General features: G+C 64.1%; 14 protein-coding genes and 1 tRNA gene. 7 read left to right on the top strand and 8 right to left on the bottom strand.

Features of this window, described 5'->3' with window-relative positions; translation table 11 throughout:
• Nucleotides 1-23: 23 nt before the first annotated feature.
• Nucleotides 24-96: transfer RNA gene (locus JJ896_07405), tRNA-Ala, on the bottom strand.
• 136 nt (nt 97-232) lie between these two features.
• On the opposite strand from JJ896_07405, the gene thrA reads away from it, so the two are divergent.
• Nucleotides 233-2,662, top strand: a complete 2,430-nt coding sequence (gene thrA / locus JJ896_07410) for a bifunctional aspartate kinase/homoserine dehydrogenase I (GenBank protein MBO6779465.1) — start codon at nt 233-235, stop codon at nt 2,660-2,662.
• A 45-nt stretch (nt 2,663-2,707) separates the two neighbouring features.
• Here the strand turns inward: thrA and mreD are convergent, their stop codons facing one another.
• Nucleotides 2,708-3,178, bottom strand: a complete 471-nt coding sequence (mreD, locus tag JJ896_07415) for a rod shape-determining protein MreD (GenBank protein ID MBO6779466.1) — start codon at nt 3,176-3,178, stop codon at nt 2,708-2,710.
• A gap of 126 nt (nt 3,179-3,304) precedes the next feature.
• Here mreD and JJ896_07420 point away from each other — a divergent pair, with 126 nt between their 5' ends.
• Nucleotides 3,305-3,583: a DUF3098 domain-containing protein gene (locus JJ896_07420; protein MBO6779467.1), complete on the top strand. Its 279-nt coding sequence runs from the start codon at nt 3,305-3,307 to the stop codon at nt 3,581-3,583.
• A 6-nt stretch (nt 3,584-3,589) separates the two neighbouring features.
• Here JJ896_07420 and JJ896_07425 read toward each other — a convergent pair whose 3' ends face one another.
• From JJ896_07425 to JJ896_07435, 3 genes are all read right to left on the bottom strand, one after another.
• Nucleotides 3,590-4,837 (bottom strand): DUF1343 domain-containing protein, encoded by a 1,248-nt coding sequence (locus JJ896_07425; protein ID MBO6779468.1) that lies wholly within the window; start codon nt 4,835-4,837, stop codon nt 3,590-3,592.
• Nucleotides 4,837-5,265: a nucleoside-diphosphate kinase gene (ndk, locus tag JJ896_07430; GenBank protein ID MBO6779469.1), complete on the bottom strand. Its 429-nt coding sequence runs from the start codon at nt 5,263-5,265 to the stop codon at nt 4,837-4,839. Before ndk ends, JJ896_07425 begins: the two co-directional genes overlap by 1 nt.
• Nucleotides 5,266-5,397: 132 nt before the next feature.
• On the bottom strand, nt 5,398-5,853 hold the full coding sequence (locus tag JJ896_07435; GenBank protein MBO6779470.1) for a hypothetical protein: 456 nt from the start codon (nt 5,851-5,853) through the stop codon (nt 5,398-5,400).
• A gap of 154 nt (nt 5,854-6,007) precedes the next feature.
• Between JJ896_07435 and JJ896_07440 the strand changes: the two genes are divergently transcribed.
• Entirely contained in the window at nt 6,008-7,135 is a 1,128-nt protein-coding gene (locus tag JJ896_07440) for an aminotransferase class V-fold PLP-dependent enzyme (protein MBO6779471.1), read from the top strand.
• Between the two features lie 42 nt (nt 7,136-7,177).
• Here JJ896_07440 and JJ896_07445 read toward each other — a convergent pair whose 3' ends face one another.
• From JJ896_07445 to JJ896_07455, 3 genes are all read right to left on the bottom strand, one after another.
• The gene (locus tag JJ896_07445; GenBank protein ID MBO6779472.1) at nt 7,178-8,353 is read right to left on the bottom strand and encodes a SpoIIE family protein phosphatase; all 1,176 of its coding nucleotides are present in this window, start codon (nt 8,351-8,353) and stop codon (nt 7,178-7,180) included.
• Nucleotides 8,332-8,658, bottom strand: a complete 327-nt coding sequence (locus tag JJ896_07450; protein ID MBO6779473.1) for an ATP-binding protein — start codon at nt 8,656-8,658, stop codon at nt 8,332-8,334. Before JJ896_07450 ends, JJ896_07445 begins: the two co-directional genes overlap by 22 nt.
• 158 nt (nt 8,659-8,816) lie before the next feature.
• On the bottom strand, nt 8,817-9,170 hold the full coding sequence (locus JJ896_07455; protein ID MBO6779474.1) for an STAS domain-containing protein: 354 nt from the start codon (nt 9,168-9,170) through the stop codon (nt 8,817-8,819).
• Nucleotides 9,171-9,475: 305 nt separating this feature from the next.
• Here JJ896_07455 and JJ896_07460 point away from each other — a divergent pair, with 305 nt between their 5' ends.
• From JJ896_07460 to lptB, 4 genes are read left to right on the top strand one after another with little or no spacing between them, the layout of a single operon-like run.
• A complete protein-coding gene (locus JJ896_07460; protein ID MBO6779475.1) occupies nt 9,476-10,081 on the top strand; it encodes a hypothetical protein in 606 nt (201 codons plus the stop codon).
• The gene (lptC, locus tag JJ896_07465) at nt 10,078-10,650 is read left to right on the top strand and encodes an LPS export ABC transporter periplasmic protein LptC (GenBank protein ID MBO6779476.1); all 573 of its coding nucleotides are present in this window, start codon (nt 10,078-10,080) and stop codon (nt 10,648-10,650) included. Before JJ896_07460 ends, lptC begins: the two co-directional genes overlap by 4 nt.
• Nucleotides 10,647-12,029 (top strand): hypothetical protein, encoded by a 1,383-nt coding sequence (locus JJ896_07470; GenBank protein ID MBO6779477.1) that lies wholly within the window; start codon nt 10,647-10,649, stop codon nt 12,027-12,029. The genes lptC and JJ896_07470 overlap by 4 nt, the downstream gene beginning before the upstream one ends.
• Nucleotides 12,030-13,268, top strand: a complete 1,239-nt coding sequence (lptB, locus tag JJ896_07475) for an LPS export ABC transporter ATP-binding protein (GenBank protein MBO6779478.1) — start codon at nt 12,030-12,032, stop codon at nt 13,266-13,268.

The following is a 13,268-nucleotide window of genomic DNA, read 5'->3' on the forward strand; positions in this document are numbered from 1 at the left end:
CAGCGAGAGCCGGCGGGCTTGTGTGGAGCTAAGGAGATTCGAACTCCTGACCTCTTGAATGCCATTCAAGCGCTCTACCAACTGAGCTATAGCCCCGAGAGCCTGAAAATTACGTCGGGTCCCGGAGTTTGCAACCGGCGCAGGCGTGAAGAAACGGGCAGGTTTTTCGCCTTTCCGGGGCAGAACGGGAGGTCGCGAACGGCGTTGATGCGGGGCACCTCGACTCTCTCCGATGAGCATACACGTTTACAAGTTCGGCGGTACTTCCGTCGGCACCCCCGAGCGCGTCAAGAGCGTTGTCCATCTGGTCGCCGCCGAGCCGGCAGATGCAGCCCGTGTCGTGGTAGTATCCGCCTTTGGTGGTGTGACCGATGACCTGCTTGCCGCCATGGATGCGGCGCTGGCGCGCTCCGGCGAGCACGTAGACCTGGTGGCGGGCATTCACCGCCGCCATGAGGCCGCGATCGGCGAGCTTGTAGCCGCGGACGAGCAGGAGCGCCTGCGTGCAGAGATCGGCCACCTGTTCAGGGATCTCCGCGAACTGTTGGACGGAGTTTACCTGTTGCGTGAGTGCACGCCTCGAACGCGGGACGCGATAATCGGCGTTGGGGAGCGGGCCTCGGCGCCCCTGGTCGCCGCGGCGTTTCGCGCGGCAGGGCATCCGGCTCGAGCGTTTGACGCCCGTCAACTCATTCGGACGGACGATGCCTTCGGGGAAGCGAACGTCGACTTTTCAGCCACCCGGGCCCTGGTGAATGAGCGGCTGGACGTGCAGGCCGGGGAAACGGCCATCGTCACGGGATTCATTGCCAGCACGCACGAAGGAGTTCAGACCACGCTGGGCCGATCCGGCAGCGATTACAGCGCCACGATCCTGGCCGGGGCCCTGGACGCTGAGCGGGTGGTGATCTGGACCGACGTGGACGGGGTGCTGTCCGCGGATCCGCGCCTGGTGCCGGCAGCATTTACGCTTCCCTACCTGAGCTACCGGGAGGCCGGCGAGATGGCCTATTTCGGGGCCAAGGTCCTGCATCCACGAACGATGCGGCCGCTGTTGGACAACGCGATCCCGCTCGAGATCAAGAACACCATGAATCCAACGGCCGCCGGCACACGGATTCAGGCCGAATCGGTGCACTCGGATGGAGCCGTCAAGGCGGTTACGGCCATTCGCGGTGTGGCGCTGGTCATGGTGGAGGGTGCCGGAATGGTCGGTGTGCCCGGCATCTCCGGCCGAACCTTCAGTTCGTTGGCAGCTGCGGGTGTCAACGTGCTGCTGATCTCCCAGGCGTCCAGCGAACAGAGTATTTGCATCGGCGTGCGGGAGGAAGACGCCCAGCGGGCGCAGCGAGCGCTCCAGCACGCCTTCGAGCTGGAAATCATGCGGGGCGACATCCAGCGCATCCACATCGAACCCGGCTGTGCCGTGGTTTCGGTAGTGGGTGATCAGATGCGCATGCAGCCCGGCATTGCCGGACGCATGTTCAGCACGCTGGGCTATGCCAACATCAACGTACGTGCCATTGCGCAGGGGGCGTCGGAGACCAACATTTCGGCGGTGGTCGCTGACCAGGATGCGCAACGCGCCATACGCGCGCTGCATGAGGGCTTCGCCCGGTCCTTTGAGCGCGCCCACCTGTTCCTGCTGGGCACCGGCGTTGTGGGCAAGGCGTTCCTGGAACTGCTGTCCGCGCACGCGGAGACGCTGTCGGAGTCTCGCCATCTGAACCTGCGCCTGGTGGGCGTGGCCAATTCGCGGAGGCACCTGATGGACGCCGAGGGGCTCGATCCGGCCTTGGTGCTGGAAGGCCTGGATACGGGCGAGGAGACCTCGCTGGACCGCATCGTCGACGCGCTGCAATCGTCTCACCTGGAACGACTCATCCTCATAGACGCGACGGCATCGGAGGCGGTGGCTCAGCGCTACGAAGAGCTTCTGGAGGCAGGCATCGGTGTGGTGACGCCAAACAAGCGGGCCAACACCGGAGACCTTTCCTATTTCCACACGCTTCGCCGCACGGCAGCCCGACGCGGCGTGCCCTTTCTCTACGAAACCACCGTCGGCGCCGGTTTGCCGGTGATCTCCACGCTGGCCGACCTCGTTGCGTCGGGGGATCGGGTACTGCGCATAGACGGCGTGCTGTCAGGCACGCTGGCGTTCGTCTTTGCGCAGCTGAAGGCAGGCCGCTCATTCTCTGAGGCGGTGCTGGCCGCCCGCGAAGCGGGGTTCACCGAGCCGGATCCCAGAGACGACCTGGGCGGAGAGGACGTGGCCCGCAAGATTCTGACCCTAGCCCGCGTAGCCGGATGGCAGGTGGAGCGCGGGGAGATTGCAGTTGAGAGCCTTGTGCCTGCCGGGCTTGCAGATCTGGACGTGCCAGATTTCCTCCAGGCGCTTCCGCAGCACGACGGCGCGTGGTCTGCAGGTCGACAGATGCAGTACGTGGCCACTGCAGATGCAGACGGGGTGCGTGTGGGGATCCAGACCCTGGAAGCGAACAGTCCCTTCGCAGGCCTTCAGGGCACGGACAACATGATCGTTTTCACGACGGAACGCTATCGCGAGCGCCCGCTCGTAATCCAGGGAGCGGGTGCCGGGCCGGGGGTGACGAGCGCGGGCATGATGGCCGATGTGGTGCGGGCTGCAGAAGCGATGCGCTGACAGCAGGCGGTTCCGGCAGGTTCAGCAAGGCGAGCGCCCGTGCCCCTATCGGTCGGCGATAATGGCGCTGAGCGTGCCGACGAACGCCGTGTAGGCCGCGCCGCCCAGCCAGAGTCCGGTCACCAGAAACGGATCACTGGAGCCGGTCTGCAGGGCCAGCAGCGTGACCAGAATACCGTTCTGCACGAGCGCGATCACGAGACCTCCTACCAGGGCCTGCCGCGGCAGAATGAGCAGACTCTCGCGCTCGGCCGCCGGGAAGAGGCCCACCAGGAAGCCTACGATCGTTTTGACCAACATCTGCAGGCCCCACGTTCCGTAGGCAAAGTCCAGCAGAAAACCTGTACCGAACCCGGCAAGTGCCCCGGCCCGCCGACCCCGTCGAATACCCACCCAGGCCACAAACAGGAGCGCGACATCGGGATACACGCCCCACAGTCGCAGTCTGGAGAAGACCAGCCACTGCGCGGCCACGACGAGCACGCCGGCCAGTATGGTGCGGAACGGAGAAAGCATCCGGGCGATGGGGCGGGAAACCGGGCCGAAGGTACGGCCTGAGCCCGTGCGACGACGGTGAATCCGCGGGCCGAGGCAGGAACCCCGATGCACCAGCCGGATTGCACCGGCCACCCCACCTGAGACATGGCACGGAAGAACCAGAAACGATCCCGATCCCGCGGCCGCGCGCCGGCCTCCATGGTCTTCGAGCGCCGCAACTATGTGCTGCTCCTGGCCGGTCTGGCAGTTGTGGTGGCCGGCTATGTGATGATGCGCATGGAGAACGAGGTGGACGGGTTCATCTCACTCTACGTGGCGCCTCTCATGATTCTGGGTGGCTACCTCGAGATCATCTACGCGATCCTGTGGCGGCCGAAAGCCGGGGAAGAAGCCGCTGCCGATGGCAATACCCGCGGCTGGTAGGCGGTCTCAGTCGTAGAGCAGGTAGGGAGCGCGCTGCTGCCGAAACGAGGCGACCTCGCTGTCCCACGATGCCACAATTGCGTCGCCGGACAGGCCCTCCCTGAGCATGGACTCCAAACGCTCGGTTCCTGCCAGGCGCGTCATCCAGCGGCTGTTCAGTACCTCGAGGCCGGTCACCGCAACAGCCGCGGCAAGCGTCTGCATCCCAAGGGCGAGCGGCCGCACCGCGGAGGGATCCAGAACCTCAACCTGTACGCCGGAAACCTCCTCGTCCTGGTGGCGGGGTGAGGCGGCCCGGCCAGGCATGCTCACGGGTACGTACACCGCGGGGTTCAGGGACACGCCACTCGGCTCGAGGCCTGCGATGACCGCATCGCCAGAGAGTCCCGGCGCGCCGAACAGCAGGAAGGGGGCCTCCGTGCCGCGCCCCTCATTCAGCGACGTCGCCTCAAAGAAGCACATGCCCGGATAGACGAGTGCCGTTTCGAAGTCCGGGATGTTCGGGCTGGTCGGAATCCATTCCAGACCTGTTTCCGGCCAGAGCATCTCCCGGGACCAGCCCTCGACGCCTACCACGGTGAGGTCCAGGACGTCGGCGCCTTCTATCCAGCCTTCGCCGGCAGCCATGCGGGCGAGTTCGCCGACCGTCATTCCATGCTGCACGGGTATCGGGAACGGCCCCACGAAAGACTCGTGCTCGGGCTCGAGCACGAATCCGTCCACCAGCGCGCCGCCCAGGGGATTCGGGCGGTCCAGCACCACAAACGGCACGCCCTCCCGGGCGGCGGCTTCCATGGCCAGGCCCATCGTGGCGATGTACGTGTAGAAACGCGCACCGATGTCCTGGATGTCGAACACCAACACATCCAGCGAACGCAGCACCTCCGGGTCCGGAGCGCGCCGCTCGCCGTACAGGCTGAAGACCGGCGTGCCGGTGGCGTCATCTATGCCGTCTGCAACAGCCAGGCCCGCGTCGGCATCTCCGCGCAGACCGTGTTCGGGGCCGAAGAGGGCTGCCAACTCCACGTCGGGAGCCGCGGCGAGCAGATCGGCCAGGTGCTCCCGGCCCGCGCGCGAGGTCTGATTTGCAATCAGACCCACCCGCTTGCCGGCAAGAAGCTCAAAACTTTGAGCTGCAAGCACTTCCGCGCCGGTGCGAACGGCTTCCCGGTCCTGGGTCGGCGCCGATTGCCCATCGCCCGTACCGGAACACGCTGCAAGAAGCAGAACGACCAGGACGGGCAGGATGCGCATTACGAGTTGGCGACGATGACGTGCTCGGGGAAGAAGAAGTTAGCCTCAAGCTTGCCGTTTTCCACCGAGTCGCTGCCGTGCACGGCGTTGCGTCCCTTGTTGTCGGCAAAGTCCGCGCGGATGGTGCCGGCGTCCGCTTCCGCCGGGTCGGTGGCGCCGATCAGCGCGCGGTAATCCGCGATGGCGTTCTCTTTCTCAAGAACCATGGGTACGCACGGGCCGCTCGACATGAAGTCCGTGAGCTCGTCGAAGAACGGGCGGCCCTGGTGCACCGCGTAGAACCCTTCGGCCTCTGCCTTGGTCAGCCGGACCATCTTGATGGCGCGCAGCGTGAAGCCGGCTTCCTGGATACGACGGAGGATTTCGCCGACGAGGTTCTTCTCGACGCTGTCGGGTTTGCAGATGGCGAGCGTGCGTTCTACAGCCATGGAATCGAATGCTGGGGTGTACAGATGGCCGTCGGGAAGACGTGCGGCCGTCACTCTCCAGGCCGATCCCGACGCCCAAAAAATACGGTTTGGGATCCCCTCAGGAGGGAAGATGCGGTGAAACGGGCCGTCTCAGCGATCGATGTAGATCGTCGCGATGTAGTCGGCCTCCGCGGTCTCCGTGCCCTCGACGGGATAGGGGACCAGCGACAGCAGCTGGAACCGCTCCTGGCGATGCTGCACGAAATCGTTCAGTTCATACGGGGTGCGCACCTGTCCGGGAATCTGAAGCACAATCTGGTGATCGTCGCCGCCGGTACGGCTGATGTCCATCAGGATGTCCGCTTTGCCCGGGTGCTCGCAACCCACGCCGTCCGGACAGCGGGTGTCGGCCAATACCATATTGAACGACAGGGTCATATCTGCGATCTGCAGATACGCCTCGTCCCCGACGCTGATCTCGAACGGCACGTGAGCTCGTACATCAAACGAGCGGAACGCCTTTCCCGGGAGGTCCTCACCCAGGTCTACCGCAAAGTCGCGGCACCCGGCGCAGAGCAACAGTATGACGAGTGGCAGAAAGCGCATCGGAGCGTAATGTGCGATGTCGTGACGCCAAGGACAAGCCCGGCCACGCGTTCGGCGCGGGCTGGTCGCCCATCGGTGTTCCGAACCCTGCCAGCCGTCTTGCGGCACATTCACAGGGAGACAACAATCGTGCCCGGCGTGTAGATTTGACGGCATGCTCCGAGAGCGTTTCCCGGCCCTTGCACGGTGCACCTACCTGAATACGGCGGGTGGGGCGCCGATCCCGGACGCGGCCCACGCGGCCGCGGCGGAATACTACAGGGAGGCCTACCAGCAGGGGGACGTGCTGTGGAATGACTGGATGGCCCGGGTGGACGGGGCGCGCGCGGAGGTTGGCGGCCTGGTCGGCTGTGCGCCGGAGCACGTGGCGTTTACAGGCAACGCGTCCATAGGCCTGAACCTGGCCGCCGCACTGGACACGCCCGGCAAGGTGGCCTTTGCGGAAGGCGAGTTTCCCTCCTGCACGCTGCCCTGGCTGAGACGTGGTTTTGAGCCGGTGCCCTGGCGCGTGCGCGAAGATGGATCCTTCGATGGGGCGGACGTGCGATGGGCACTGCGAAGCGGCGCCCGCACGGTGGTGCTCAGCTGGGTGCAGTTTGCCAGCGGCTTCCGGGCAGACCTGCCGGAAATTGCGGCCATGTGCGCGGACATGGGGGTGCGGCTGGTTGTGGACGCCACTCAGGGGATAGCGGCATTCCCGCTGGACCTTGAGACCACGCCCGTGGACGCGCTGGTCTTCAGCGGGTACAAGTGGATCACGTCCGGCTACGGCGTAGCCGGGGTTATCACCCCACACGGATTTGCAGAGGAGGGTTCACCTTTCGCCGGATGGCGCAGCCAGGAGGAGCCGTATGCGCTGGTCTCGGACCGCATTCAGGCCACCCGGTCCGGTGTGGGAGCGGAGGCCGGGCATCCGCCCTTTCCCGGCACGTTTGCCATGGGCGCCAGTGCGGCACTCTGGAACCGGTACGGCCCGGACCAGGCAGCCGCGCACATCACAGGCCTGGTGCATCAACTGCTGGGCCGCCTGGACGCTCTGGGTATTCCGATTCGATCGACCCGAGATCCGCATCGCCTGTCGGGCATCGTGATTGCGGCGGTTTCGGAACCGGCACACGTAGCGGCGGCGCTGGCAGAGCGGGGCATTGTGGTTTCAGCACGGCGCGGAGGCCTGCGGATTTCCGTGCACGCCTACAATCTTCCCGAGGAAGTCGATGTGCTGTGCGATGCGCTCGCGGGCATTCTCGGGCGTGACGGGGCTCCGGGACTGCGTCTGGTGTAGCGGGGCGTTCACCCTGCGGACGCGTGCACGGACCGGCTCAGGTCAGAGCTTACGGTCCGCCTGGTCCGAAAAAGGGGAGAACCACCGCGGGGTCTGGCGCTGGGCGGCAGCCTGACGCTGCAGCCAGAAGACCAGGATGTCGTCGGCAAACTCGTTCGATGCGCTGCCGGCGAGAATGCGCTCAAGCAGGGTGTCGATCGGGGCCTGTTCGTTGAACACCGTCGGAATGACGTCCATCAGACCGCCCTCTCCGAGCTGTGTACCGGAGGACATCTCCTGCTCGGCAAGTCCATCGGTGTAGGCCACAAACGCACTGTTGGGCTTCAGTTCGATGGTCGTATCCGTGAACTCCGCCGTCGGGTCCAGTCCGAGAATGATGTCCGAGTACGGAACCACTTCAGCCTGCGTCGGCGTCACGATCAGCGGGCGGCAGTGGCCCGCGTTCGCATAGGTGAGCGCGTGTTTGGCCGGCTCCCAGCGAACCAACAGGAGGGACGCGAACGTCTCTTCCATGGTGGGATCGTCCATGAGTACCTGATTCACCCGCTGCATGAGCAGGGCAGGGGAACGGGTCTCCCGGAGCATTCCGTGCAAGGTGGACCGCACGTAGCCCAGGAAGCTGAATGCGTAGAACTTGGCCTGCAGGCCTTTGCCCATCACGTCACCAATCGTGATGTAGTAGGTGCCGGGTTCGGGCTCCGTCCAGTCGAACAGGTCGCCGCCTCCGTGCTCCTTCGGGCTGTTGAAGAAGTGCGATGCGTAGCCTTCCACGCTGGGCAGCTTCTTGGGCATGAGCTTCTGGGAGAAGTCCTGCCCGATGCGAGCGTCCAGCTGTGTCTGGAACAACGCGGTGCGCTCCAGCAGCCGTTCGATGCGCGTCAGTAGCGCGTCGATGTCGAACGGCTTGGTGATGTAGTCGTCAACACCCGTCCTGCGGCCTTTCAGACGGCTCTGCTCGTCTGCCTTGGCCGTCAGGAAAATGAACGGGATGGCGCGCGTTTCGCGCTCCTTCTGGAGCTCGGCCTGCAGCGCGAACCCGTCCATGCGGGGCATCATGATGTCCGATACGACCAGGTCGGGCAGTTCCTCCCGAACACGCTCCAACGCTTCCTCACCATTCGCCGCGGTGCGGACGCGATACAGCTTGCTCAGGCGGTACTCAAGCAGCCTGCGCAGCGTATGCTCGTCTTCGACGACTAGAATGGAATGTTGAGCCATGGATCCTGGTCAGCCGAGACGGAGAATTCAAGGCGATGACAGCCCTGGTCGTCCCGGTGGTAATGCATGTATTCGGTAGCTGCATCAAGCATGAGCAGCCCCATCCCCCGTTCAGGCAGCACGGGCAGTGCGCCGCGCTTCTGATCGAGGTACGATCCGAGGTCGAAACCATCGGAGTTGTCTACGATCACGCATCGGACTCGTTTGCCGTTGGGCGTGATATCCAACCGGATCTCCGGTGTGCGATCACCGAAGTGCGCATGCTGCACGAGGTTGGCTAACCACTCGTGCACTGCGAGTTTCATGAGGAGGACCTTGTCGCGATCAAAAGCCGGCGAGAAGATTCCACTGTTCTCTCAGTGTTCGAACAGGGAATGCACCTCGTCAATGATGCGCTCCAGGTCTCCGAATTTGCCGGTTGGCTGCACGCTGCTTGGGGGCAAACGGGTTCTCGGACTCTACCTTACTTGACGGCTTCGCGAGCGGCGTCGAGGGAGGGGAACTGGCGGAAGACCTTGTAGGTCCGCGTCAGCTGCACCACCACCTGAACCGGGCGAGAGACAGCAGCAAACACTACCTGTCCGTCGAGCGGAGATACCTGGCGGTAAAGCGAGAAGATGGAGCCGAGACCCGTCGAGTCGAGGATGCCGGTCTCAGAAAAATCGAGCACGAAGTTGCGGACGCCCGCGCGAACCTGCTCCTGGCAGGCAGCTTTGAAATCGGACGCGTTCCTGAAGTCCAGGGCTTTGCCGACGTGGACGACGACAGTCTGCTGGTTCCAGGATTCAACCGTGAAGTTCATCGAGGTGACTTGCATGGCCGGAAAGCGGTCTTGATTGTGTACGCATTCACTGGCCCGTAGTATCGGCGCCGATCCGCGGAGCTAAAGCGAAAACGGCCGTTGAAAACCGATCCCCTCGCTCCGGAAGCCGTCCCTTTTCAGACTATCTGTCTGATCGAGGAACAACCGGTCCGGGCACCCGCATACACGGGCCGAGCGATGATGGCCCGTGCAGGAATCGCGCCAGTATACGTTAGCAGACAGCCATTCGTTCGAAGCCTCCCATAGCACTCACCGCCGGACCCGAGACCGAATCCGTCCAGTTTGGCCTGGTTTGGGCGATGGGGCTGGTTCCGGGCCAGTTTCCACAGGAGCTGGATGAGGAGATTGCGCGGCTGGTGGCTCAGCGGAGTGGGGAACTGGGCGCGGAAGAAGATGCCGTGCGAAGGGCATCTCGCGACATGCTTCGCCATGGAAGGTACAAGCCCACCGGCCGCGGCAAGCCGGCGAGCGAGTATCTGATGAGAGCGGCCCGCGAGGGTAGTTTCCCGCGCATCTCGGCTCCCGTAGACATTTGCAACCTCATCAGCCTGCACTATCTGGTGCCTGCGTCCGTCTGGGATCTCGATCTTTCAGGCACGGCCTTCCTGGGCCGTCGCGGCCGGGAAGGCGAGTCCTACGTCTTCAATGCTGGCGGCCAGGAAATCGGTCTTCAGGATCTGCTGGTGGTGTGCAGGGCCGACTCCGACCAGCCCATGGTCAATCCGGTCAAGGACAGCCACGCGACGAAGACGACTGTGGACTCGACCCGGGTGGGTGCGGTCGTGTATATGCCCCGCGCGGCCAATCTGGATACAGAGTATGTGCTCAGCCGGTTTGTCGCGTTGTTGGCGGGGTGTGGAGACGCGGTCGAGGCAGGGTACCTGCTCGTCGAGGGGCGGCCATGAAGGTGCTGCGTGCGTTCTGCTTCCTGCTGGCCGCTACGCTGGTCGGCGCCTGTGAGCGTCAGGTGCCGGCACCGACGGTCGAAAGCGTGGTGCAGACCGAAGACGGCCCCGATCAGGAGACCTGGGATCCGACACTCTTCCTGAGTGAGGAGGGGCTCCCCCGCGTGCATCTGCGTGCTTCCTACATGGCCTACTACGATCGAGGCGACTCTACCTACATGGTCCTGTCCGGGCTGGACGATGCGGCCCGCGTGCGTGTGGACATTTTCGATGCGGCCGGCGACTCCGCAGCGGTCGTGCATGCTGACGAGGTCACCTTTTTCGATCGTGAGCGACGCATGGAAGCACGCGGCAACGTGATTGCGATTGCGCGTGAAGGGCGGCGCATCGAGAGCGAGCAGCTTCGTTGGTCCGAGTTCGAGCGTGTCATCACGACACCCGGCTTTGCACGGATCGACATGCCGGATCAGCAGCTGGAAGGCTACGGCCTGGTGGCCGACGAGGACATTACCAACGTGCGGCTGCGCAACGTGACTGGCATTGTCCTGATTGACGAGGATGAACAGTGAGTCGACTGCTGATTCTTGCTGTGGTCGTGCTGCTGCCCGCCGGGGACCTGTGGGGTCAGGTGCGCCGGGTAGAGTTGGCCGCTGACTCGTCCGAGACACGCGTCATCGACGGACGGCGCGTGACTGAACTCTTTAACGTGCGCCTCAGCGAAGACACCGCCCGCCTGAGAGCGGAGCGTGGCATCGACTACGGCACCGGGGATATCCATTTCTACCGCAACGTGCGCATGATCGACCAGGGCGATACGCTCACGGCCGACGAGGTGCGGTACAACCGGTTCACAAAACTCGGCCGGGCCACCGGCAATGTGCGCCTTGGCGATGGAGAGGTGGTGGTCAATGCTCCTGAGGGTGATTTCGACCTTCGTGCCCATCGTGCGGACTTCCGCGCCGGCGTGCGCATGGTGGATTCTGTCAGTGTGCTGACCAGCGAAAACGGCTCCTACTGGACGGAGGAGAAGCGGGCCGAGTTTGCCGGCCTGGTGCGCCTGGACTCCGACGACACGGACGTCTTGGCGGACAGCCTCACCTACCTGCGTGGCGGGAGACGGAGCGATGCCCGTGGCAATGTGCTCATCGCCCGGCGGGGTGAAGATACCGAGACGCTGATCCTCGGGGACCGCGCCGTCAACGACGACAGCCTGGGCACGGGCGAGGCGTACGGCAATGTGCTGGTCGTGAGGGTTTCCGCCGACTCCACGGCCTCAGACACCCTGTACATAGCCGCGGAGATCGTGCGCTCGTTTCGTGACGACATCGAGGAGTGGACGGCCGCCACGGGCAGCGTGCAAGTCTGGGATACCGAATATGCGGCTCTTTCCGATTCGGTATACCAGATGCAGGATCTGGAGTCGCGGCGCAATTGGAGTCGTCTGTTTGGCGCACCGTTCATCTGGGTCGGAGAGTCGCAGGTTTCTGGCGATACGGTGGCGGTGGCCGGCGTGTCGGGATCGGTGGATTCACTGCGGGTGCGGGGCAACGCCTTCGTGGCGCAGCGCGACACCATGGTGAATCGCATTCAGCAGCTGAAAGGTCGCACGCTGCAGGGCCGATTCGCAGACGGAGATCTGCAGGCGCTGGAAGTGACACCGAATGCGGAGGCGGTGTATTTCAATCGGGACGAGGCGGACTCGCTCAACGGTGCCATGCAGGTGACTGCCGACCGGATCCGGTTCCTGTTCGAGGGTGAGGAGATTTCGGACCTGCGCGTCTATCAGGATGTCAACGGTACGTACTTTCCGCTTGAACTCATCCCCTCCGAACTTCGTCTGGACGGACTCAACTGGAGGCCGGACGCTCGCCCGGACCCGCTCCCGTTCAGACAGCGCTTGCAGGAAGCGCTCGCCCGCTTTCAGGCACAACCCTCATCGGACTCGTGAATGCCCATCGCCGAGATTGAAATAGCGATCGAGCATTTCAAGGACGGGGATCCCGAGAAGGCGATACCTGTGCTGGAGGAGGCCGTGCGCATGATCCCCTCGTACATCCTCGCGCACGTGATGCTGGCGCAGGCCTATGAGGCGACCCAGCAGGAGGAGCAGGCGGTAGCCTCCTGGAAGAAGGCGCACAGTCTGATCCCGAACTCGCCCGTTCGGGGCCAGGCCATGGAGGTGGAGGATCCGGACTTCGCAGCATTTCTGGACCACCTCAACAAAATCGACCAGGGGGAGCTTCCAGCCGCGGATGCACCGGCCGACTGGCAGCCTGCCCCGGCTCCGCCACCCCTCCCACCGGAGCCGGCCCGGGAGCGTGTCACGGACATCGTCCGGCCCGCTCAGGTGCCACGTTCCTACGCGGTGCGCACCATGTACGGCGACCAGCCAGAACCCGCACCCGTAGCACCTCCCGAGGCTGTCGCTGTGCCTCGACTGGTGAACGGCGCAGTCCTTCGGGCCGAGAACCTGATCAAACGGTATCGCAAGCGCAGTGTGGTGAAGTCGGTCTCGCTCGAGGTGAATCAGGGCGAGATTGTTGGCCTGCTCGGGCCGAACGGTGCAGGCAAGACAACCACGTTCTACATGATCGTGGGCCTGGTGCAGCCCAACGGCGGGTCTGTGATGCTGGACGAGCATGACCTGACCCGGCAGCCGATGTACGAGCGGGCTCGCAAGGGCATCGGATATCTGGCGCAGGAGGCTTCGATCTTCTCCCAGCTGACCGTCGAGAAGAATCTGGAGGCCGTGCTGGAATACCAGAAGCTCTCGCGCTCAGCCCGCAAGGAGCGCGTGGCCGAGCTTATCGATGAGTTTGGCCTACACCGGGTTCGTAAGTCCAAGGGGTACATGCTGTCCGGTGGCGAGAGGCGTCGCACCGAGATCGCCCGGGCGCTCGCCACGCGCCCGAAGTTCTTCCTGCTTGACGAGCCCTTCGCCGGCGTGGATCCCATCGCCGTGGAGGATATTCAGGCCGTCGTGGCTGGACTGAAAGCGCGGGGAATCGGTGTCCTGATCACGGATCACAACGTGCACGAGACCCTGGCCATTGTGGATCGCGCGTACCTGCTATACGAGGGCAAGATTCTGAAGCAGGGCTCGGCAGAAGCCCTGGTGTCCGATGAGGAGGTGCGCCAACGCTACCTGGGCGAGAAGTTCACCCTGGAGCGCTACCAGGAACGCTGA

The sequence above is a fragment of the Rhodothermales bacterium genome, assembly GCA_017643395.1.
Classification (GTDB): domain Bacteria; phylum Bacteroidota; class Rhodothermia; order Rhodothermales; family UBA10348; genus JABDJZ01.